Below are 20,694 nucleotides of genomic sequence, written 5' to 3' on the forward strand. Positions count from 1 at the left end.
ACCCGGATGGAGATTCGAGCACCTGGGCGCTCACGACAGTGTCCGCCGAGCGCTACACGGGGCGAAGAACAGGGTCGATCTCGGCCAGGATTTCGTGCAGCTGACGAGCCCCAAGAGCCACGCGGTCGTCAGTGTCCCGCAACATCTCCTCGCACGACTGCATCGCGTTGTCCCGGTCCTCGGAGAAGACGCTGAACACATCGAGGACTGCGGTGTGGATCCAATCGCTGTGATTCGAGTCGGCGACTGCCAGCGCTGAGGCGACTACCGCCAACCCGATCCTGTCCTTTCGCCGAAGCACGGCTTCCGCGGTCACCCGGGTGACGAAGGTGTCACCCGGGTCGAGCATCAGCTCCAGCAGTGGGCCGAGGGCCTCCTGCATCTCGGCGAAGCCTGCCAGGCCATGACCGGCATTCGCCCGGTCACGGTAATCGTGGCTTCGCCCGAGCTCGCGGAGCGCCACGACGGCTTCATACCGCCGGTCTCTGTCCACTGCTTACCCACTCCTCCCGCGATTTCCGGTCAAGCCCAGGCACGGACCGCGACGCCGGCGAGCCGCAAGAACTGCCGGGCACCCGGGTGGTAGTGCGTGGGAGAGAAGCCGGGGACGGTGCCCAGAAGCTTCCCCTCGGCCGGATCCCATATGGACAGATCTGTGTGACCACAACTGAACAGGTGGGTGCCATCGCTGAAGAAGCGTCCGGTCGGGCCCTCGATTGCACGGAGCTCTACGGCCGTCGGCATCCGCCACAAACCAGTATGACCGATCCTACTCGTATCGAAGATCCGTGCCCCCGGCTGCATGACATCGTCGTCATCGCCGAGGCCCTCGACGGCGACCCGGCTGGAGTCGATCCAGGTCATGGCGTGATCCCAGTAGTACTCTCGGCCGCAGACATCGACCCGGCTAGGACCGTCCTCGGGCTCCCAGACGTTGCCGTCGATCCATTGGTCGAGATCCCACACCGCAGGGATCCCGACGGGATGCCACATCCAGCAGTCGTCCAGGATCCGCTTCCCATCAGGGCTCACATACAGGGAGCCGTGGAAGTAGTCGAGGTGGTGTTCCGGCATGGCATCCGCGTTTGCATGAGCGAGACGCGAGCGATCAGTCAGCAACGCCCCCGTCTGTGCGTCCGACGCATCCAGCCGGTTCCAGGCCGTGCGGTGGACCACCACGCAACGCCCACGACTCTGCGCGAACTCCAGTGAGAACGGCACTGTCTCTTCGTGACCACCCTGGTTGTCCAGGGCCAGAGTTACCTCGCCAGTCCGGAGGTCGAGCACCTCGCCGAAGCGGCCGTAGTCGTTGACCACTGCGGCGAACATACCGTCGTGGGAGGCGTGCAGGCGCCTGCGGAGCCGGCGGCCGTTCCATGGCTCGCGATCGGATTCCGCCGGAACGGTGGTGGCCCCGACGATCTCGTGATGACCGGCTGCCACGTCCCACCGGCTGATCGTGCCATCCGCGCTCAGCGCCAGCCACACAGGGCGATCGCGATCACGCACCGGCGCCAGATCGGCGACAGCATCCAAACGCGGTGGCACCGAGATCTCGCAGACGGCGTCGCTGCTACCGATCATCGCTGCCCCCACTCCCCAAACCGAGCCGACAGCATATCCGGGTGTGACTCAGGGCTGGCCGTGGCCAGATCGGCTGATCTCGGCGAGATCCCACTACGGCGCGCGTCACGCCAAGCATGCCCCCGCCACACGACCGTGCAACCACTACTCGCAGTGAATGGAGACCAGCCTCACCAGCGCCACGCAGCAAATCGTGCGCAAAGCCCAGGTGCTGCGCTACGAGATGACCGCCGCCCGCCTCCGCACCGAGCAAGCCGACGTCAAAGTCCTGCGGCGGCGTCCACGGAGGCGACAGTGGCGTCCGTGGACGCCAGGGTGGCGTCCCCCTCGGCACTGGCTGCGTGCATCCGCGCCGCTGCCGTGTCCGCGGTCGCCTGGGCGGGGTCGGCTTCGGACTGGGCGGCCTCGATGTCGTCGATGACGATCACCACTTGCGACGCAGTGGCCGATGCGGCTGCAGCAGCAGAGGAAGCCGCGCCTGCCGTCAGCGGGTAGCCCGCCGACGAGGCGGCCGCCGCAGCGGCGCCATAGGGGGAAGAGCCGCCCCAGGCGGCGTAACGGGCCGCTGCGGCGACCGCACGGGAACTGGCCCCGGCCCCGGAGGCAGCCGCAGCCGCCGCGGAGGCTGCGGAGGCCGCGCGGGCGACCGGGACACCGGCAGACTGCACGACCGGCTGGACGGTCGTACGGACGACGACAGCGGGCACGCCCTCGTCGAGGTGGCCTACGGACACCGCGCGGGCCGGTGTGGCCATGCCGTACGGGAGCACGACCGCACCCATCAGAGCCGTGACGGCGGTACGAGCCAACCGGGAACGGAGAAGGCCCGGACGACGACCCGCGTTCGACACGCGGTGCTTGCCAGTTACGGACCCGCCGTGCCGCGGTGTCCGAACCGGCGTCAAGGAACGGCCCGTACCAGCAGGCCGGGAGACCACGAATCGGGATAGGGCGTCCATCGGACCTCCGGTCGAGAGAACCGAACCACACTTCGTCACTGAATGTATCCACTTGGAAACTGTCCGACAATGGCGTGGCAAGGTGCGACCTGTGCGGCCGCCCCGTCTCCGCCCCGGCGGACACGCCCGTCACTCCGGCTCACCAAGTTCCGAGCGCGCTACCCGGAAGCGGTTCGACGGCGATGCGGCGCGACCGACGGCCTGTGCCCTGCCATCGGCGGGGCCCTGGCAAGCCGGCCGACCAGCCGCGACCCCGACTTCGCACGAACCCCCGCAGTCGTCCCGGGCCCGTTCGCCGAAGCACTCTGCCAGCACCGCACCGACCCCTGCTGCCGTCCCACGACGCCGTAGACGACCCGCAGCACGGTACGGTCCGCGGTAACGGTGAAGGGTCCGGCCTCCTGGACCTCCACGTCGTACCGCGGGGCCTTCTTCATCGTGATCCGGAAGGAGTGCTCGGCCGAATCGCCCCAGTGGTTGACCTCCAGCCCGGCCGGGGCGACCGCGGTGGGATCACGAAAGCGGCCCGGGAACGGCAGGTGGCATGGCCGTGCCCGGCAGTCCCGGCCTCTCGCCGGCCGTCCGCTGTCCGCTGTCCCCAGTCCGACAGGCCTCCGCGCCGACCGGCTACCGGAGTCCGGAACACGCAGGGGCGTTGCCCCGTCAGCAGTCCCGTTCCGGGAGCACGCGCAGGGCAAGGACGGATCCGTCCGGGTGGATGGAGACGGGGCCGTCCCAGTCGTCGTCCCAGGTGGCGGTCGGCCACGAGGAACGGCGGGCGTGGGCCTCGTCGCGGTAGCGGGTGAGGCGGCGCTCGGCGAGGTGCTCGAAGAGATCCTCCGCCACGCCCGAGAACGCCTCCACCCGGGTGCGGTTGAGGCGCAGGACGTGGTCGGTGCCGACGAACGGGATGCCGAGCAGTTCGTGGTCCGCGTCCTGGACGCTGCCGATCGCGGCGTGCGAGATGCCCTCGTACCGCTTGCGGCCCTGCCGGGCGGTGAGGTACGGAACCGTGGCCGCCGCGTCGCCGGCGAAGGCCGTCAGGCCCGCCGCTCCAGTGCGCGCGAGGGCGTGCTGGAACCAGGCGAAGTGGTCCGCTCCGATGTGGAAGCCCGGCTCGGCACCTTCGCCGGGAAGTGTCTCGACGCCAAGGCGCGAAGCAAGGCGAACAGCGCCCCCATCGTCCAGTTCACCTGCCGTAACCAGGCCAACCAGTGGTTCACCATCTGACCGGGCCCGGGCCCGCGGGATCCGCGTCGCGGCGAACTTCTCCAAGTCCGCGATCAAGCCGTGCAGTCGCTGCTCGGCCGTCCGGCGGCACGCCGCTCCCGCGAGCACGGGCGTGCGGCCGACGGTGCGCGGAGCGCTCCACCGCGCCGGTCGGCACGGCAGGCCCCCGCCGAGCACTCGGACGGAACAGGTCGGAGACCGGGCCTGCGGCGCAGCGCGGCGGGCTCGTTCGCCGGCCCGAGGACTCACTTGGCCCCGAGGAGGTCAACCGCGCAGGCGGCTGACCGCCCTTGAGCGGCGGATTCATCGCCGGCCGCGAGATCGGGCACCCGTGCGTCCCGGGCCCGTGACAAGGGCGGTCCCCCGCCACGAAACCGGGGAGTCGGGCGGGCCCGGCCGGCCTCTGGCCGTCCGGGCCGCAGGAGACGGGTCTGCCGGTGGGGTTCCCGGGTGTCTGCTGCGGCTGTCGGAGGGAACCGGGCATTGCCGTGGAAGTCCATGGGGAAGTTCTTTCGCTGCCGAGTGCCGGATGACGGCGTCCGGTGATTGCCGCACTGAGCGCCCGTCCGCGCGGGTGCCACTTACGCGAGGAGAGCGGATATGGCAGACGATGTCGAGCTGTGGACCACCCCCAACCAGCTGGGTGAGACCTTCTCGGTGAAGACACCGGGCGGGGACGGAACGGTGACGCTGAACGAGCCGCTCACGGCCTACGGCGCGACCAACAACTCCAACCGGGATGTCGACCTTTACGCGACCAACGACCAGACGGGTGATCCGGTGCAGTCCATCGGTGGCGGGCAGAGCGCGCCGTTCTTCCAGCCGCAGTCCGTCCAGTCGGTGAAGTTCGTGTAGGGCTGAGCGCCGTTCGGTCGGCGCCGATGACCCCGCCGACCACGCCCGCACACGGCCCTGCCGAAATCCGTGTCCAGCCGTCCTGGGCCGAGGCGAGGCCACCGGCGCCAATCACGAGCGGGGACGGTGAGGGCGCCGGCGGCCAGGCAAACTCGTCGAAGCGAGGACCACGTACAGCGCCGGGCCCGCTCCAACGACCTGGAACGCGGCGGCACACGACATCGATCCCTGAGCGATGAGGTTCACCAGTTCGGAAGTCATCAGGCTCGGCAGCTCGCCTCCGCGCAGTGAGGCGGACCCGAAGGTGATAAGTCCGACATCACGCGCGTGGATCAGCGGCCCGTCACCGTCGAGGGACAGAGCGAGAGGCCCGGCCATGACGAGGCTGACCGACATCTACACACCGGCGAGGTGGTGGTCCGTCGATCCCGCGGCGTCCCAGGCCAATCCGGTCAACTCGGGTGCCACGGTGTTCCCTTGTGCAGCCTGCCGTTCAGGTACGCTCGCACCGGTCCGAGCAACCCATGCGACACGAACTCGGGGACCGGGTGCCGGGTCGTGGGTGACCCACACTCCCCAGTTCAGTTCCGTTCGGCGGCAACTCGCGCAAGGTGCGCCAGCAAGGCAGCTGTGTCGGTCAGGTCCGACAACACCACCTCGGCGCCGGCCACACGAAGGTCAGAGGCGGAATGGACCCCTGTGGCGACGGCCACGATATGAGCCCCGCTGGTCAGCGCGGCCTCGACGTCCCGAGGAGTGTCACCGACCAACACCACAGGAGCACCTGCCGGGAGAGCATGGGCGACGTGGACGCGGTCTCGGGCCACCGCAACGAGTGCCGCCCGGTCCCGGTGGTCGGCACCATAGGCACCGATCTCCAGGTCCATCAGACCGTCGAGCCCGAAGGCTGCCAGCTTCACCCGGGCGTTCGCCGCGATGTTCCCGGTCAGCACCGACGAGACGACCCCGGGCTCCTGCGCGACAGCGGTAAGGGCCTGTGGGACGCCGGGCAGCGCGCAGCCGCGCAGCCGCAGCACCTCGGACCGCGCCCGACCGGCCGCTTCGAGAGCGGCCTGGACGACGTTCCACCCCGGCTGGGCCAGACCGTCACGGTCGAACATCTCTCGCATGATCAGTCGATCGGTGCGCCCTTCTGTCACCGCAGGGCCAGACGGCCGACGCTGCGCCACGGCCTCGAAGGCCTCCGCATAGATTTCCTTGCTCACTCCCGCGTTGTCGATGAGCGTGTGGTCGATGTCCCACAAGACGATGAGCGCCATCGGGCCAGCGTAGGCAACCCGTCTGGTACGCGTCGGCTGCTACGCCTCCTAGGACGTCCTTGCGAGTCCTACCGTCGTCCGGTTGGATATCCGCTGTGAACGAGCGATTGCGCTCCGCACTCGCCCAGCGCGGCGTCTCCCCTGTGGAACTCGCGGCGGCCTGCGAGGTGGACCCCAAGACGGTGAATCGCTGGCTAGGCGGCCGCCTGCCGCATGCACGCCACCGGTGGAATGTTGCACGCCACCTGACGGTGGACGAGGACTTCCTCTGGCCCCAGACCCGGCCCCAGACCGGACAGACGTCCGGTCCCGGCACCGGCCTCGTGGCTACGTATCCCGACCGTGCCAGCGTCCCGCGGGAGATGTGGCTCTCTCTCCTGCTGGAAGCAGAGCAGGGCATCGACGTACTGGTGTTCTCGGGGACGTTCTTCGCCCAATCGAACCCGCGCATCGCCGCCATGCTGGCGCAGCGCGCGGCGGCCGGGGTGAAGGTCCGGTTGTGCTTCGGTGACCCGCAGGGCCACGCGGTAGCGATCCGCGGGCGGGAGGAGGGTATCGGCGACGCGCTCGCGGCGAAGATCGGCGCCTCGCTGACCTACTACCGGCCGCTGTTGGGCACGCCCGGTTGTGAAATCCGTCTGCATGACACCACGCTCTACACCTCGTTGTTCCGCTACGACGACGATCTGCTGGTCAATCCGCACGTGTGGGGTCAGCCGGCGTCCGCCAACCCGCTGTTGCACCTCCAGAAGGGTGGCGACCTCGGTTGGTTCGGCGGCTACGCTTCGAGCTTCGACGCGGTCTGGGACTTGGCCCGGCCGTGGACCGACGACGCGCAGGGAGGCCAGTCTCGTGGCCGGCAGGACTGAGTACTACGGCGATCCGGACGCACCGGCCGCGAACTCGCTGGTGCCCGCGAGCAATCTGCTCGTGCAGAACGAGGCCGGCGAGATCCTGTTGCAGCGCCGACGCGACACCGGGCAGTGGGCCCTGCCCGGCGGAAAGCAGGACATCGGCGAGTCCGCCGCCGACTGCGCGGTGCGCGAGTGCGAGGAGGAGACCGGGATCAAGGCGGAGATCACCGGACTCCTCGGCGTCTACTCCAACCCGGAGCACATCGTCGTGTACAGCAGCAACGGCGAAGCCCGCCAGCAGTTCGAGGTGGCGTACATCGGCCGCCCTATCGGCGGCACCCCGACGGTCAACGACGAGGCCGACGGTGTGCGCTGGGTGAGGCCGGGCGACCTGGACGAGTACGACATCCACCCGAGCATGCGCCAGCAGATCGGCCACTACCTCAGTGGCAAGTACCCCTACCTCGGCTGAGCCGCGGCGGCGAGCCGGTGCTCGGTGCGGGCCACCGCTGCCTCGATCTCCGGCTGCGCGCGGTGGATGAACCGTCCCACCAGCGTGTCGACTCCGTAGCGGGCGAGGATCTCCGCGACCCGCTCGCCGGCGCTGGTGGGCACGCCGTCGGGAGTGGTGGTCATGTCGCAGAAGATCAGGGCGTCCACCAGCACCTGGTCGTCGAGCAGCGGGAACTCCCGTTCCAGGGTCTCGCGCAGCCCGCGTTCCTCAGCCTCCAGCAGGGCGAGCGAGTGGTTGGCCACCAGCCGCACGAGCCGCGTGTCCGCACCGTGCCGATCCCCCAGGAACCGCGCGCCGTCCAGGGGATGGAAGCCGGTCGCGGCCAGCCGAGGTGCGTAGCCGACGTCATGGAGCACGGCGGCGGCTACCAGCAGGCCGCCGTCCGGCCCGGCGATCGGGGCCAGTTGCGCGGCCTGGCGTGCCACCCCCTGGGAGTGTGCCCACCGCCTCGGCAGGGCGGCCGACAGCTCTTCTTCGGCGATCCGCCACGCCCACTGGGGCAAAGTCTCCGTCATGCTGTCGGCCTTCCCGCCGGCGGGCGCTCCATACGCTGTGTGCAAGGGCTGTCCGGGCCACTGCGGCCGTGGTGACCCGGACAGGACGTCGCCGGACCGGACGTGGTGCGTCGGCGTCCGGTTCGGCTATCCGGCTGTTGCCGGGGCCAAGGACTCGCGGCCGAGCCAGCGCCGCAGCACCTCCGGTACCGTGACGGTGCCGTCCGGCTGCTGGTGCTGTTCCAGCAGGGCCGGCACCAGGCGGCTGGTGGCCAGCCCGGAGCCGTTGAGGGTGTGCACGTAGGCGGCCTTGCCCGCTGCGGGGCGGTAGCGGATGTTGCCGCGCCGGGCCTGGTAGTCCCGGGCGTTGGACACCGAGCTCACTTCGACGTAGCCGTCGATGCTGGGCAGTCAGACCTCGACGTCGAAGGTCTTGGCCATCGAGGCGCTGGTGTCCTCGGCGGCGAGGTGGGTGATGCGGTGGTGCAGGCCGAGTGCCTCGACCAAGTCGGCTGCCTTGGCCAGGAGTTCCTGGTGGGCGGTGTCGGAGTGGTCGGGGTGTGCAAACTGGAACATCTCGACCTTGTTGAACTGGTGGCCGCGAAGGGTCCCGCGGTCGGCGGCGCGGTAGCTGCCGGCCTCGCGCCGGTAGCACGGCGAGTAGGCAACGTACTTGCGCGGCAGTTCGGACTCTGCCAGAACCTCGTCGCGGTGCAGGTTGACCAGGGCTGTCTCCGAGGTCGGCAGCAGGAACCGCTGTGGTCCGGCCGGACCCTGTTCGATCGAACCCTGTCACACTCGTCCGAACGTGAGACTCGGCGGCCCCTCCCCGAGCACGACAAGCCCCGGAGCCGCGAGCACCGGCCAGGCAACGGCTCGGACGTCCGGTCCGGCGCCCGCCAGCAGTGGAGCGGCCGGCCCAGCAACACGTTTCCGCAGGTCAGCGGACTCGTCCGCGCGACTTCAACGGGATCGACGGCAGCTCCGGGGCGGACAGGCGGGCGCCGTCGTAGCCGTGCACTTCTCCGAAGCGAACTCCCTTCTCCCAGTCGTTTCGTGCCTGTACGATCCCGTCACCGGATCGGCCGATGACGTTCCGCCACACGGCGATCCGCCACAACCAGTTTCCAGCCCCTCTCACACAGACGACCGGCGGCTCAGCGGTGTTCGGGGTTCTCGAAGTCGAAGCGGCAGCCGGCGTCCCATTCGGAGCGCTGGTTGCCGTGGGCCGGGATACCGCCGGCGTCCTTGAGCAGGCGGGCGAGGTGGAGCTGGTTCCAGGTCATGAAGGTGGTGTTGCGGTTGGTGAAGTCGTTCTGCGGGCCGCCGGATCCGGGGTCGAGGTAGGAGGGGCCGGGGCCGGCTTCGCCGACCCAGCCGGCGTCGGCCTGGGGCGGGATGGTGTAGCCAAGGTGCTGGAGGCTGTAGAGGACGTTCATCGCGCAGTGTTTGGCGCCGTCCTCGTTGCCGGTGATCAGGCAGCCGCCGACTCGCCCGTAGTAGGCGTACTGGCCTTCGGAGTTGAGGATCGACGAGCAGGCGTAGAGCCGCTCGATCACCTTCTTCATGACGGAGGAGTTGTCGCCCAGCCAGACCGGTCCGGCGAGGGTGAGGATGTCCGCGGCCATGACCTGGGAGTAGATGACCGGCCACTCGTCGGTCTCCCAGCCGTGTTCGGTCATGTCGGGCCAGACGCCGGTGGCGATGTCGAGGTCGACCGCGCGCAGGACGTCGACGGCGACGCCCTGGCGTTCCAGGATGCCGGTGCTGACGTCGATCAGGCCCTGGGTGTGGCTGCGTTCCGGGGAGCGCTTGAGGGTGCAGTTGATCACCAGGGCGCGCAGGTCGGTGTACGTCGTCGGGTCCGGCACCGGTTCCTCCTCCGTGTGGTCCGGGAGGCCGGTCCGTCGGCGGACTCCCCCGGCCCAGCCCATCAGGTCGGCGGTGGCGGCGCGCGTCGGGCTGGGCCGTCGGCCTGACCCGGTTCGGCCGAACGGGCGGTCGTGGGCGGGCCGCGCTCCCGGTGGGGTGACGGACGTCTTCTTCCGGTCGAATGTCTAGACCTCTGATCGGAGCACGTATCCGATGGGTAGTCAGAACAGTACCCCCACAGTGAACTTGGAGATCTCATGGCCATTCGTATGCGCTTTCGTCCCCCTGTCCTCGCATTGCTCCTGTCCCTGGCCGTGGCCGGGTGCGGCTCCGGCGCGGGGAAGGGCGTGGAGGGCGGCGGCAAGCTGACGGTGTGGCTGGCCGTGGACGCCCAGGAGAGTTGGCCGGAATTGGTCCAGTCCACCAATGACCGTTTCGCCAAATCCCACCCCGGGGTCAAGGTCGAGGTCCAGTACCAGCAGTGGACGACGAAGAACCAGAAGCTGGACGCCGTCCTCGCCGGCAAGAACGTGCCCGACGTGGTGGAGATGGGCAACAGCGAGACCACCAACTACATCGTCAACGGCGCCTTCTCCACCGTCGACCCGGCCCGCTTCGACCAGTCGGACGCCTGGCTGCCGGCGCTCGCCGACGCCTGTCGCGCCAACGGCAAGACCTACTGCGTGCCCTACTACGTCGGGGCCCGGGTCGGCGTCTACCGCACCGACTACTTCGCCCGCGCCGGCGTGCCGGACTCACCGAAGACGTACCCCGAACTCCTCTCCGCCTTGGACCGCCTCAAGGCGACCTACGGCCCCGAGGACCCGAACTTCTCGGCCCTCTACATGCCCGGCCGCTACTGGAACGCGGCCATGGCCTTCGTGAAGGACGCGGGCGGCGAGATCGCGGTGAAGGACGGCGACCGCTGGAAGGCCTCGCTGTCCTCGCCGCAGTCCGTCGCCGGGCTCACCGAGTGGAAGCGGCTGATCGACACCTACTACGTCGGCGACCGGGCGAAGGACAACGGCGACCAGCCGGGCGTCGTCGGGCAGGGCCACGTGGGCGTGTTCTACGGCAACACCTGGGAGGCCGACTCGGCCACCGACGAACGCTCCGGCGGGGACCCGAAGTTGAAGGGCAAGTTCGCCACCTTCGCCTTCCCCGGCCCGTCCGGCAAGCTCCTGCCGCCGTTCCTCGGCGGCTCCACCCTCGCCGTGCCGGCCAAGTCGACGCGCAAGGAGCTGGCCGCCGACTGGATCAGGACGTTCACCGACCGGGAGTCGCAGAAGGGGCTGATCGCCGCGAACACCCTGCCCAACAACACCACCCAGCTGGCCGAGGTCGCCGCCGGCGGCATCAACGGGCCGTCCGCCCAGGCCGCGGCGACCGGGGGCTGGATGACCCCGTTCGCACCGGGCTGGACGTCGGCGGAGAAGTCCAACGTCCTGCCCGAGATGCTCGAACGGATCGCCAACGGCAAGGCGTCGGTGCAGGACGCCGCGCGCGAGGCGGACCGGCGGATCGACGAAGTAATCAATGAGCGCTGACCCGGTCCGGCGGCGCCGTCCGCTCCTGGCGTCGCTCCTGCCGCCGCGCCTGCTGCCCTACCTGCTGATCGGCCCGACCGTCCTCGCGCTCGTCCTGGTGCTCGGCTACCCGCTCGTGGACATGGTCGTCCTCGCCTTCCAGGACATGACCCGCGAGCAGCTGTTCAGCGGCGCGGCACCGCCCTGGGCCGGTCTGGACCAGTTCCGCCGGATCCTCGGCGACGGCTTCTTCTGGACGGTGGTGCTGCGCACCGTGCTCTTCACCGCCGCGTCCGTCGCCCTCACCGTGTTCTGCGGAACGGCGATCGCGCTGCTGATGCACCGCGTCTCCCCGTGGGTGCGGGCCGTCATCTCCGGGGTGCTGGTCACGGTGTGGGCGATGCCGGTCATGGTGTCCGGGGCGGTCTTCCGCTGGCTCTTCGACGCCGACTACGGGGTCGTGAACTGGCTGCTCTCCCGGCTGCCCGGGGTCGACCTGGCCCGGCACAACTGGTTCACCGACCCGTGGCAGGGCTTCGCCGTCATCGTCGCGGTCGTGGTGTGGGGCTCGCTGCCGTTCGCCGCCATCACCCTGCGGGCCGCGCTGGCGCAGGTGCCGCCCGAACTGGAGGAGTCCGCGGTGCTCGACGGCGCCCGGCCGTTGCAGGTCTTCCGGCACATCACCCTCCCGGTGATCAGGCCGGTGCTGCTCATGGTCACCACGCTGATGGCGATCTGGAACTTCGGCACCTTCAACCAGATCTGGATCATGCGCGGCGGGCAGCCCGAGCGGGAGTACTACCTGCTGGGCGTCTACTCGTTCATCGAGTCGTTCGCCGTGAACCGGTACAGCGCCGGGGCCGCGATCGCGCTCGTGACGGTCGTGCTGCTGCTCGCCGGATCGGTCGTGTACCTGCGTCAGATGCTCAGGACGGGAGAGGTCGAATGAGACGGAAGCGGTCGTGGGGCCGCGACCTGCTCGGGCTGCTCGTCGCCGCGGTGATCGGGTTCCCGGTCTACTGGATGGCGCTCACGGCGTTCCGGCCCGCCACCGAAGTCCTCAGCCTGCCACCGAAGTTCTGGCCGGGCCGACCCACGCTGGACAACTTCGCCAGGGCGCTGGGGTCCGAGACCTTCTGGGCCAACGTCCGCTCCAGCGTCGTCATCGGCCTCGGCACCGTCCTGGTGTCCCTGGTCGTCGGCGCCCTCGCCGCCTTCGCCCTCGCCCGCTTCCGCTTCGCGGGGCGCAAGGCGTTCGTCGTGGTGATCCTCATCGTCCAGATGGTCCCGCTGACGGCCCTGATCATCCCGGTCTACCTGCTGCTGAACGACGTCGGGATGACCGACAGCCTCGGCGGCGTGATCCTCACCTACCTGGTGTTCACCCTGCCGTTCACGGTGTGGATGCTGCGCGGCTTCATCGCCGGGATCCCGGTGGAGCTGGAGGAGGCGGCCATGGTCGACGGCTGCGGCCGCCTCGGGGCGTTCCGCCGGGTGGTGCTCCCCCTGCTCGCACCGGGCATCGTCGCCACGTCCGTCTTCGCGCTGGTCCAGGCGTGGAACGAGTACGTCCTCGTCTACGTCCTGCTGTCCAGTCCGGACAAGCAGACGGTCAGCATCTGGCTGGTCTCCTTCCAGACCAGCTTCGGGACGGACTACGGCGGTCTCATGGCGGGCGCCACGCTGACCGCCCTGCCCGTCGTGGTGTTCTTCCTCGTCGTCCAGCGCCGGATCACCTCCGGCCTCGCCGTCGGCGCGGTCAAGGGCTGAGCCGCGTCCGGCGGACGCCTGCCCGAGGGACTGCCGGCCGGGGTCCGCGCGACCCCGGCCGGGCCTCCCCGGAACGCGGGCTCAGGAACGCCGGCCCGGGTCGACGGCTCAGGAACCCCCGGCCCGGCGGACGGTGAGCATGTCCTGGGTGTGGCCGATGGCGTAGCCGCCGGCGGGCAGGGCGAAGTGCTCCTGGACGTAGGCGGTCAGGGCCGTACGCGAGGGGCGGGGGTCGAGGGCGGCCAGGTCGGCGACGTTGACCATGAACTCGGCGACGTCCACCGCCTCGGCCAACCGGGGCGTGCGGTAGTGGAGGTCGAGGGTCTCGAGGGCGTAGCCCTGCTCCGGGTGGCGCTCGCGCAGGCGGTCGGCGAGCGGGCCGAGGTCGTAGCGCACGCCGGTGAAGTGCGCGGCCATCCGCATGCAGGGGCTCTCCGGGTTCTGGAGCACGACCAGGAGGGTGCCGCCGGGGGCCGTCCACTCCAGGGCGCGGGTGACGGTGCCGAGCCAGTCCGCCTCGGGCACGTAGTAGAGCACGTGGGAGAGGTGGGCGAGGTCGGCCCGCTCGGGCGGGTGCGCCAGGTCGAGCGGCTCCGGGAGGATCAGGGCGTCGGGGCAGGCCGCACGGAGCTTCTCGCGCATCGCGGCGCTGGGTTCCACCGCGGTCGTGCGCTCGAAGGAGCGGCCGAGGTAGGCGGTGGTGCGGCCGTCTCCCGCGCCGAGGTCCAGCAGGACCCGGCGGTGCGGCAGCGCGGCCACGACCTCGCCCAGCCGGGCGTGGGTGACCGGCTTCTCGTCCGTCCCGGCAAGGAACAGTTCGAACACCCGGCGGTACTCGGCGCTCGCCACGTCCAGCACCCGGACCGGATCCGCGTCCTTCGTGCTCGTCTCCACCTGTCGGCCTCCCCTGTTGACGGCGTGTCGGGTCGCGCCATTGCACCGCGTGGGCGCGGCGCGGGCCTGCAGGGACGTTCCTGCCCGCGTGTCGTCCACGCCCCCGGCAGGCCGGGGCCCCGATTAATCGGTGGCCCAGGCTTCGCGGCCGCTCCTACAGTGTCCGCGGATCAAGAACGCCCAGGGAGCCGGACATGCGAGTGCACTACCCCCGGACGCCGCATCTGCCCTGGTCACCGGGCGCATCGGCGGACGACGTACGGACCGGGGACCTGTCCGGCCTGGCCGGCGCCGAGGTCGTCGTCACCGAGAAGCTGGACGGCGAGAACACCACGCTCTACCGCGACGGACTGCACGCCCGCTCGCTGGACTCCGCCCACCACCCGTCGCGCGCCTGGGTGAAGGGCCTCCAGGGCCGGATCGCCCCGCGCATCCCCGCCGGCCTGCGGATCTGCGGCGAGAACCTGTTCGCCCGGCACTCGATCCCGTACACCGACCTGGAGAGCTGGTTCTACGGCTTCTCGGTCTGGACGGGCGCGACCCGCGCGACCGGCGGGAGCAGCGGACCAGCCGGGCCCGGTGGAACGGGCGGGCCCGACGGCCGGGACTGCTGCCTGGACTGGGACGACACCGTCCGCTTCCTGCGCCGCCTCGGCATCCCCACCCCCCGGGTGCTGTGGCGCGGCCGCTACGACGAGCGCTCCCTGCGCGCCCTGCGGTTGGACCTCGACCGGCAGGAGGGCTATGTGGTGCGGACGGTCCGGGGCTTCCCCCGGGCCGAGTTCGGCGAGCGGGTCGCCAAGTGGGTCCGCCCCCGGCACGTGCGCACCGACACCCACTGGATGCACGCCGCGGTGGTGGAGAACGGGCTCGCTCCGAGCTCCGCGCTCTGGGCCGCGCGCTCCGGTGCGCTGCCCGACCTCCCCGCCCTCGCGGCCGCCCTAGGCCTCCCCGAACTCTCGTGCCCGCCGGAGGAGTTGGCCGAGGTGTCGGCCCGGCTGGACGAACTGGGCCGGGGCGGCGACGCCCGGCTCGCCGGCCTGCTCGCCACCGCGCTGCGCACCGAGCGCCGCCAGTCGCTGGCACCGCGGCTGGCCGGGCCGCTCGGCCTGCGGCTCGCCCGGCGGGTCGCCGACCTGGTCGGGCTGCACCCCGCGCTCCACCGGCCGTACCCGGACGAGGACCGCCGTGCCGGGCTGGTCCGGCTCTCGGCCGCCGCCGACCTCGGGGTGCTGCACGCCGTCGCGGCGACCGCCGCCCCCGGGCGGGCGGAACGCGAGCTGGTCGACTGGTCGGCGCTGTTCGCCGAGGACGCCGGGCTGATCGACGGGGCACCGCTCGCCCGGCTGCGGGCCGGTCTGCGCGAGGCGCTGGCCGGCCTGGACGGCGACATCGCCGACCGCTGCTGGGCGCAGGCCCGCGAGGCGTACGCCCTCGGCCGGATCACCACCGCCGAGGAGGCGGTGGCGGCCACCTGGCGCCGGCGCGACGGCCGCTTCCCCCGGCTGCTCCACCTGTGCGGGCCCTCCGGCAGCGGCAAGAGCGGATTCGCCGCCGGGCTCACCGGCGTCACCGCCCGGATCAGCCTGGACGACCTGCGCGCCGCCCGGGGCTCGCGCGCCGACCAGCGCGACAACGCCGAGGTGCTGCGCGTCGGGCTGGCCCGGCTGGACGCCGCCCTGGCCACCGGCGGCACGGGCGCCATCGGCGGCACGGGCACCACCGGTGGCACGGGCGCCGACGAAGGCACCACCGGCGCCGCCGGTCCCACCGCCGTCTGGGACGCCACCTCGCTCAACCAGCAGCAGCGCTCCCTCGTCCACGCCGTCGCGCAGCGCCGCGACGCCCTGGTCACCCACGTGGTGCTGGTGGTCGGCGAGGAGGAGCTGCGGCGCCGCAACGCCGTCCGGCCGCACCCGGTGCCCCCGGACGTGCTCACCGCCCAGCTGCACCGCTTCGGCCCGCCGTACCCCGGCCAGGCGCACCGCACCTGGTACGTCGGCCCCGGTGGCGCCGTGGAGGACACCGCGGGCACGCTCGACGAGCAGGAGGACTGATGCGCCCCATCGAACAGATCTGCCAGCGCATCCGCTGGGACGCCCGCTTCGACCCGGCGCGGTTCACCCTCGGTGTGCGCCAGCGCGACGACCGCACCGAGCGCGTCCCGCTGGAGGCCTTCGCCGCCTCCGGCGAGATCCCCTGGCACCGGGTGCACTGGGTCGAGGCGGACGGGCTGCGGGTCTGGGACCGCGCCTCGGGCGTGGACCTGCTCGACAGCACCGAGGCCGGGCGCCGCACCGACCCGCCCCGGCTGCCCGCTCCCTTCTTCACCCCGACCACCCCGTACACCTGGCACCCGGACGGCGGCTGGCGGCCCACCGAGCCCGTTCCGGCCACCGAGCCCACCCGGGACGCCCCGACGGCCGCCGCCCTGCGCGTGGTCACCTGGAACGCCCTGTGGGACCGCTACGACGCCGACCGGATCGACACCGCCCGGCGCCGACCGCTGCTGCTCGCCGAGCTGGCGGCGGCCGGTGCCGACGTCATCGCCCTGCAGGAGGTCGAGCCCGCGCTGGTCGCCCTGCTGCTGGCGGCGCCCTGGGTCCGCGCCGGGTACACCCTGGGCGCCGACCCGCTGGGGCCGGAGATCGACGACCACGGTCTGCTGCTGCTCAGCCGGCTGCCGGTACTGGCGGCCGGACGCCACACGCTGGGCCCCCACAAGGCCGTCACCGCCCTCGCGCTGCGGACCGCCGGTCCCCCGGTGACCGTCGCCGCCGTCCACCTCAGCAGCGACCACTCCCCGGACGGAGCCGGCCGCCGCCGGGCCGAACTCGCCCGACTGGCCGAGGGGTTGGCGGGCGTCGAGGGCGAGCTGCTGCTGCTCGGGGACTTCAACGACGGCCGCTCCGGCCCGGCCGGCCCGGCCGCCGCGCTCGGCCTGCGGGACACCTGGACCGAGGTGCACGGGCCGGCCGACGACACGCCGACCTTCGACCCGACGGCCAACCCGCTCGCCGCGGTCTCCTCGCTGAGCGGCCGCCCGGGCCGGCTGGACCGCGTCCTGCACCGCGGCGACGGCACCCGCGCCACCGCGGCCGCCCTGCTCGGCGACCGCCCGGCCGAGGACGGGATCCTCCCCTCCGACCACTACGGCGTGGCCGTGGACCTCGCCCTCCTCCCCGACCACGACGGTCCCGGGACCGAGACCGGGACCGGGACCGAGACCGGGACCGGAAGCGGCCACGCCCACGGCCACGGCCACCAGGACGGCGACGGCGCACCCGGAGTCCTCGACGCCGCGCCGACCACTCGCACCGCCGTCGCCTGGCTGCCGCCCGAGGAGCACCGGCCGCCGATCCAGCGGCTGCGCGAGGCGTACGACCCCCAGCTGCGCCGCTGGCCCCCGCACGTCAACCTGCTGTTCGGCTTCGTCCCGGAGGCCGAGTTCGACCGCGCCCTGCCGCTGCTGGGCGCGGCCGCCGCCGAGGTGGCGCCGTTCACCGCGCGGCTGGAGGGCGTGCACACCTTCGGCCATCGTGAGGACGCCACCGTCTGGCTGGACCCGGCCGCCGCCTCCCCCGCGCCCTGGGCGGCACTGCGGCACGCGCTGGAGCGGCGCTTCCCCCGCTGCCGCGGCCGGGCGAGCGGCTTCACCCCGCACCTGACCCTCGGACGCGCCGACGACCCGCAGCGCGTGGCCGCCGACTGCGCGGCCCGGCTCGACACGGCCCGGCTCAGTGCCGCCCCGGCCCGGGTCGGCGAGCTGGTGGTGCTCTCCCGCCGGGGCGCCGAGCCGATGCGGGTGCGCGCGGTGGTCGCCCTGGGGACGGGCGAGGTGCGGCAGGTGCCCGAGCCGCCGATCGCCTCGCCGGCCCCGGAGCCCGCCCGACGCACCGCCGCGGCGACGGCCCTGGCGCGGCGCGTCGCGGCCGCCCTGCCCGAGGGGGTGGTGCACACGGTCGGCTCCCGTCGGCTCGGCTGCCAGCTGGACGGAAGCGACCTGGACCTCGTGGTGGCGCTGCCCGGCGCCGCCGATCTGCCCGCCGTGCGCGCCCGGGTGGCGGCCGCGCTGCCCGGAGCCCGAGGGCTGCGCGAGGTCCGCGGCGCCCGGGTGCCGGGGCTGCGGCTGACGGCCGACGGCCTGTCGGTCGACCTCGTCGTGGTCTTCACCGGCGCGCTCGACCCGGCGCGGGCCGTCGAGTGCCGCGCGGAACTGGGCGAGGCGGAGGCCGTCGCGCTGAGCGCCGTCACGGACGCCGAGGCGATCCTGACGGCGCTCGGCGACCGCCACGCCCGCTTCGTCCGGCTCGCGCGCCAGGTCAAGGCGTGGGCGCGGGCGCGCGGCCTGGATTCCGCGCCCTTCGGTCAACTTCCTTCGCTCGCCTGGTCGGTGCTGGCCGCCAGGACCGTCCTGGAGGCGACCGACGGCACCGAGGAGGACCTCTTCGAGCGCTTCACCGAGACCTGGGCGAGCCGGGACTGGCGCCTGCCCGTCGCCCTCGCCGACGGCCCGACGCCTCCCGCCGAGGGCGCGCTCACCGTGTTCACCCCCTCCGCGCCGGTCCGCAGCTGCACCACCCAGGTCGGCGCCGACACCCGCGACCTGCTCACCGAGGAGCTCTACCGCGCCTGGGAGCTCACCGTCGAGGCGGCCGAGGGCACGAAGGCCACCGGAGCCGCCGAGGCCACCGGAGCCGTCGAGGTCACGGAGGCAGCCGAGGCCACCGGAGCCGTCGAGGTCACGGAGGCCGCGGAGGCCACCGGAGCCGTCGAGGCCACCGAGGACCCGTGGCCCGCCCTGCTCGCCGCTCCCCCGCTGCACCGCCGCCACGCCGCCTGGGCCGTGGTCAGCACCGACGAGGAGTCACTCGGCCTCGTCCGGGGCCGCGTCCGCGCCCTGCTGACCGCGCTGGAGGACGCCGGGGCCGCCCGGTTGCACGCCTGGCCCCACCCGTACCGGACCTCCGACGGCCGGGTCCACCTGCCGATCGGCCTCGGCCCCTCCCCGCTCTCCGCCGACCGGCTCGCCCCGCCCGCGAAGGCCTGGTCCCGCGGTCTGCCCGGGGTGAGGGTCGACCACGTGGAAGGCGGTGGCGTCCCCACCCCGGCCCGATGAACCGATGGAAAGCCGAAATGCCGATAGGCCGATACGTCGAGCCGCCGGATCACCCCCGACCGCCCGAACCGCCCCTTCCCGCAGGACTCTTCTGGACAATCGCCCCCGAAATTTGCCACGGTGAGCCGCAGCGGCCCAGTCATCGATCATGCGGCCGAAGCCCCATGGGAGTTCCCCCGTGCCCTCCGCCGACTTCCCGTCCTTCTACCTCGGCCAGAGCGTCTTCTCCGACCCCGGCGCCCACCTCTCCCGGTACGCCGATCTCCCCAGGGATCCGACCCGACTCGCCCGGATCGCCCGGAACCTGATCATCCATCGGCTGGAAGGGCGACTGTTCCACCACCCCATCCCGGCGGCCCGGCTCCACCACGACGCCGAGACGCGCTACCTCGACGACATCCTGCACCTGATCACCGACCGCGACCCGGCCCCGCTCAGCCACCCCCGCGCACCGGCGGACCGCTTCGTCGGCGTCTGCCGGGACCTGGCGCTGCTGCACTGCTCCTTCCTGCGCCACGTCGGCATCCCGGCCCGGCTGCGCTGCGGCTTCGCCGACTACCTCGGCCCGGACGGCTTCCACTGCGACCACGTCGCCACCGAGTACTGGGACGAGCGGCGCGGCTGGCTGCTCGCCGACCCGCAGCTGGCCGACCCGAAGGTCGCCGCCGCCTGGCGGGTGGACTTCGACCCGATGGACGTCCCGCGCGACCGCTTCCTGGTCGCCGGCCGCGCCTGGCGCACTATCCGCTCCGACCGGGCCGCCGCCGGCTCGTTCGGCGTCCACCCGCCCGAGGAGGGCCCGCTCAACGGCGAATGGTTCGTCGCCCACTCCACCCGGCTCGACCTCGCCGCCCTCAACAAGGTCGAGACCCTGCTCTGGGACACCTGGGGATCCGGCTCCACCAACACCCCCCACGCCCCCTACGACGAGGTCGCCCACCTGACCGTCGGCCCCGTCCACCTCCCCTCCGTCCGCCGCCTCTTCGCCGAGCACGACGCGCTGCGCACCCCGAAGACCGTCCTGTCCCTGGCCCCCTTCAACGGCCCCCGCGAGGTCACCCTGCGCTGACCCCGGAGAGCGTTCCCGCGGGCGGCCGGTACCGGACCTGGCGCGTCCGACGAGCGGGCCACGACCGCGGGCGCGGGCACCCGGGCCCCCGCCCGCGGTCGCCGACGGCGCCGTGTGGTGTGCCGGGTGTCGCGGGGCACCGCGCTGCCGCTGCCGGCGCGACGGCAGCGGCAGGACGTGGTGTCAATACGCACAACTGCCACTGGGGCAGTGACCCCCGGGCCCGGCAGGCTTGTCCGCAGACGCACGACAGGTGCACACCATTCACTGGACTCGCGCGGAACCCCGCGCCACTCGAGGAGGATCCGAGAATGAAGTCGAACACCCGACGCCTGGGCCGGGTCGCCGCGCTGACCGCCGCTGTCGGAACCGCCGTCGTCTTCACCGCCGGGCCGGCCTCCGCCGCCGGCGGGTACTGGAGCGTTCAGTGTGACTACGGCAGGGCGTGCATCGCCCTCGCCAAGGGCGGGCCGACCCCGGTCTGGAACCTGGACGGCTGCGGCGTACACCCGATCCACGACTACTACCGGCTGGGCCAGGCCCACGGCAACACGTTCGTCGTTCACTACGAGAACCTCCTGACGGACACCGTCTTCGCGTGGCAGACCCGGGGGCTGGACCGGAACACCCTGGTCACGTCCGTGGACGTGCAGTGCTGAGGTAGGACGGTCTCC

General features: G+C 72.1%; 20 protein-coding genes and 1 pseudogene. 10 read left to right on the plus strand and 11 right to left on the minus strand.

Annotated features, from left to right (window positions below):
* Positions 1-52 precede the first annotated feature (52 nt).
* The 4 genes from ACWD4P_RS21505 to ACWD4P_RS21520 all read right to left on the minus strand — a co-directional run bounded on the left by ACWD4P_RS21505 (position 53) and on the right by ACWD4P_RS21520 (position 3,830).
* Complete coding sequence (locus tag ACWD4P_RS21505; protein ID WP_449780640.1) at positions 53-463, minus strand: hypothetical protein; 411 nt, start codon at positions 461-463, stop codon at positions 53-55.
* 59 nt (positions 464-522) lie between these two features.
* The gene (locus tag ACWD4P_RS21510; protein ID WP_449780641.1) at positions 523-1,584 is read right to left on the minus strand and encodes a hypothetical protein; all 1,062 of its coding nucleotides are present in this window, start codon (positions 1,582-1,584) and stop codon (positions 523-525) included.
* A gap of 260 nt (positions 1,585-1,844) precedes the next feature.
* Positions 1,845-2,366 carry a hypothetical protein gene (locus ACWD4P_RS21515; protein ID WP_449780642.1) on the minus strand — a complete coding sequence of 174 codons (522 nt, stop codon included), beginning with the start codon at positions 2,364-2,366 and terminating at the stop codon, positions 1,845-1,847.
* Between the two features lie 840 nt (positions 2,367-3,206).
* Complete coding sequence (locus ACWD4P_RS21520; protein WP_449780643.1) at positions 3,207-3,830, minus strand: hypothetical protein; 624 nt, start codon at positions 3,828-3,830, stop codon at positions 3,207-3,209.
* Between the two features lie 543 nt (positions 3,831-4,373).
* Here ACWD4P_RS21520 and ACWD4P_RS21525 point away from each other — a divergent pair.
* Complete coding sequence (locus ACWD4P_RS21525; RefSeq protein ID WP_449780644.1) at positions 4,374-4,628, plus strand: hypothetical protein; 255 nt, start codon at positions 4,374-4,376, stop codon at positions 4,626-4,628.
* Between the two features lie 581 nt (positions 4,629-5,209).
* Here ACWD4P_RS21525 and ACWD4P_RS21530 read toward each other — a convergent pair.
* Positions 5,210-5,908 carry an HAD family hydrolase gene (locus tag ACWD4P_RS21530; protein WP_449780645.1) on the minus strand — a complete coding sequence of 233 codons (699 nt, stop codon included), beginning with the start codon at positions 5,906-5,908 and terminating at the stop codon, positions 5,210-5,212.
* 95 nt (positions 5,909-6,003) lie between these two features.
* Between ACWD4P_RS21530 and ACWD4P_RS21535 the strand changes: the two genes are divergently transcribed.
* Positions 6,004-6,777 (plus strand): helix-turn-helix domain-containing protein, encoded by a 774-nt coding sequence (locus ACWD4P_RS21535; RefSeq protein ID WP_449780646.1) that lies wholly within the window; start codon positions 6,004-6,006, stop codon positions 6,775-6,777.
* Positions 6,761-7,234, plus strand: coding sequence for an NUDIX hydrolase (locus ACWD4P_RS21540; RefSeq protein ID WP_449780647.1), 474 nt, complete (start codon positions 6,761-6,763; stop codon positions 7,232-7,234). The genes ACWD4P_RS21535 and ACWD4P_RS21540 overlap by 17 nt, the downstream gene beginning before the upstream one ends.
* Here ACWD4P_RS21540 and ACWD4P_RS21545 read toward each other — a convergent pair.
* From ACWD4P_RS21545 to ACWD4P_RS21565, 5 genes and pseudogenes are all read right to left on the minus strand, one after another.
* Positions 7,222-7,791 carry an HD domain-containing protein gene (locus ACWD4P_RS21545; protein WP_449780648.1) on the minus strand — a complete coding sequence of 190 codons (570 nt, stop codon included), beginning with the start codon at positions 7,789-7,791 and terminating at the stop codon, positions 7,222-7,224. The two genes, ACWD4P_RS21540 and ACWD4P_RS21545, sit on opposite strands and share 13 nt — an antisense overlap.
* A gap of 126 nt (positions 7,792-7,917) precedes the next feature.
* Complete coding sequence (locus tag ACWD4P_RS21550) at positions 7,918-8,145, minus strand: hypothetical protein (RefSeq protein WP_449780649.1); 228 nt, start codon at positions 8,143-8,145, stop codon at positions 7,918-7,920.
* Positions 8,146-8,181: 36 nt separating this feature from the next.
* Complete coding sequence (locus tag ACWD4P_RS21555; protein ID WP_449780666.1) at positions 8,182-8,553, minus strand: aminoacyl--tRNA ligase-related protein; 372 nt, start codon at positions 8,551-8,553, stop codon at positions 8,182-8,184.
* Positions 8,554-8,710: 157 nt separating this feature from the next.
* A pseudogene (locus tag ACWD4P_RS21560) lies at positions 8,711-8,875 on the minus strand (pirin family protein); the annotation flags it as partial.
* A 52-nt stretch (positions 8,876-8,927) separates the two neighbouring features.
* Positions 8,928-9,641 carry a flavodoxin family protein gene (locus ACWD4P_RS21565; protein WP_449780650.1) on the minus strand — a complete coding sequence of 238 codons (714 nt, stop codon included), beginning with the start codon at positions 9,639-9,641 and terminating at the stop codon, positions 8,928-8,930.
* A 258-nt stretch (positions 9,642-9,899) separates the two neighbouring features.
* On the opposite strand from ACWD4P_RS21565, the gene ACWD4P_RS21570 reads away from it, so the two are divergent.
* From ACWD4P_RS21570 to ACWD4P_RS21580, 3 genes are read left to right on the plus strand one after another with little or no spacing between them, the layout of a single operon-like run.
* Positions 9,900-11,189 (plus strand): extracellular solute-binding protein, encoded by a 1,290-nt coding sequence (locus tag ACWD4P_RS21570; protein ID WP_449780651.1) that lies wholly within the window; start codon positions 9,900-9,902, stop codon positions 11,187-11,189.
* A complete protein-coding gene (locus ACWD4P_RS21575) occupies positions 11,179-12,117 on the plus strand; it encodes a carbohydrate ABC transporter permease (protein WP_359821804.1) in 939 nt (312 codons plus the stop codon). The genes ACWD4P_RS21570 and ACWD4P_RS21575 overlap by 11 nt, the downstream gene beginning before the upstream one ends.
* Positions 12,114-12,938, plus strand: coding sequence for a carbohydrate ABC transporter permease (locus ACWD4P_RS21580; protein ID WP_359821802.1), 825 nt, complete (start codon positions 12,114-12,116; stop codon positions 12,936-12,938). Before ACWD4P_RS21575 ends, ACWD4P_RS21580 begins: the two co-directional genes overlap by 4 nt.
* Positions 12,939-13,046: 108 nt before the next feature.
* Here ACWD4P_RS21580 and ACWD4P_RS21585 read toward each other — a convergent pair whose 3' ends face one another.
* Positions 13,047-13,832, minus strand: a complete 786-nt coding sequence (locus tag ACWD4P_RS21585) for a class I SAM-dependent methyltransferase (RefSeq protein ID WP_449780652.1) — start codon at positions 13,830-13,832, stop codon at positions 13,047-13,049.
* A 194-nt stretch (positions 13,833-14,026) separates the two neighbouring features.
* Between ACWD4P_RS21585 and ACWD4P_RS21590 the strand changes: the two genes are divergently transcribed.
* The 4 genes from ACWD4P_RS21590 (at position 14,027) to ACWD4P_RS21605 (ending at position 20,679) form a co-directional block, all read left to right on the plus strand.
* Positions 14,027-15,889 (plus strand): RNA ligase family protein, encoded by a 1,863-nt coding sequence (locus tag ACWD4P_RS21590; protein WP_449780653.1) that lies wholly within the window; start codon positions 14,027-14,029, stop codon positions 15,887-15,889.
* Positions 15,889-18,951: an RNA repair domain-containing protein gene (locus ACWD4P_RS21595; protein ID WP_449780654.1), complete on the plus strand. Its 3,063-nt coding sequence runs from the start codon at positions 15,889-15,891 to the stop codon at positions 18,949-18,951. The genes ACWD4P_RS21590 and ACWD4P_RS21595 overlap by 1 nt, the downstream gene beginning before the upstream one ends.
* 148 nt (positions 18,952-19,099) lie before the next feature.
* Entirely contained in the window at positions 19,100-20,020 is a 921-nt protein-coding gene (locus tag ACWD4P_RS21600; protein WP_449780655.1) for a transglutaminase-like domain-containing protein, read from the plus strand.
* A gap of 311 nt (positions 20,021-20,331) precedes the next feature.
* Positions 20,332-20,679 (plus strand): hypothetical protein, encoded by a 348-nt coding sequence (locus ACWD4P_RS21605; RefSeq protein ID WP_359825669.1) that lies wholly within the window; start codon positions 20,332-20,334, stop codon positions 20,677-20,679.
* Positions 20,680-20,694 lie beyond the last annotated feature (15 nt).

Source organism: Kitasatospora sp. NPDC002543, assembly GCF_053594915.1.

What these genes read in the sequence shown, in the direction of transcription:
- ACWD4P_RS21510 (WP_449780641.1), bottom strand. Translation starts at nt 1,584, where the DNA reads ATGATCGGTAGCAGCGACGCCGTCTGCGAGATCTCGGTGCCACCGCGT.
- ACWD4P_RS21515 (WP_449780642.1), bottom strand. Translation starts at nt 2,366, where the DNA reads ATGGGTGCGGTCGTGCTCCCGTACGGCATGGCCACACCGGCCCGCGCG.
- ACWD4P_RS21525 (WP_449780644.1), top strand. Translation starts at nt 4,374, where the DNA reads ATGGCAGACGATGTCGAGCTGTGGACCACCCCCAACCAGCTGGGTGAG.
- ACWD4P_RS21530 (WP_449780645.1), bottom strand. Translation starts at nt 5,908, where the DNA reads ATGGCGCTCATCGTCTTGTGGGACATCGACCACACGCTCATCGACAAC.
- ACWD4P_RS21545 (WP_449780648.1), bottom strand. Translation starts at nt 7,791, where the DNA reads ATGACGGAGACTTTGCCCCAGTGGGCGTGGCGGATCGCCGAAGAAGAG.
- ACWD4P_RS21570 (WP_449780651.1), top strand. Translation starts at nt 9,900, where the DNA reads ATGGCCATTCGTATGCGCTTTCGTCCCCCTGTCCTCGCATTGCTCCTG.
- ACWD4P_RS21575 (WP_359821804.1), top strand. Translation starts at nt 11,179, where the DNA reads ATGAGCGCTGACCCGGTCCGGCGGCGCCGTCCGCTCCTGGCGTCGCTC.
- ACWD4P_RS21580 (WP_359821802.1), top strand. Translation starts at nt 12,114, where the DNA reads ATGAGACGGAAGCGGTCGTGGGGCCGCGACCTGCTCGGGCTGCTCGTC.
- ACWD4P_RS21590 (WP_449780653.1), top strand. Translation starts at nt 14,027, where the DNA reads ATGCGAGTGCACTACCCCCGGACGCCGCATCTGCCCTGGTCACCGGGC.
- ACWD4P_RS21595 (WP_449780654.1), top strand. Translation starts at nt 15,889, where the DNA reads ATGCGCCCCATCGAACAGATCTGCCAGCGCATCCGCTGGGACGCCCGC.
- ACWD4P_RS21600 (WP_449780655.1), top strand. Translation starts at nt 19,100, where the DNA reads ATGCGGCCGAAGCCCCATGGGAGTTCCCCCGTGCCCTCCGCCGACTTC.
- ACWD4P_RS21605 (WP_359825669.1), top strand. Translation starts at nt 20,332, where the DNA reads ATGAAGTCGAACACCCGACGCCTGGGCCGGGTCGCCGCGCTGACCGCC.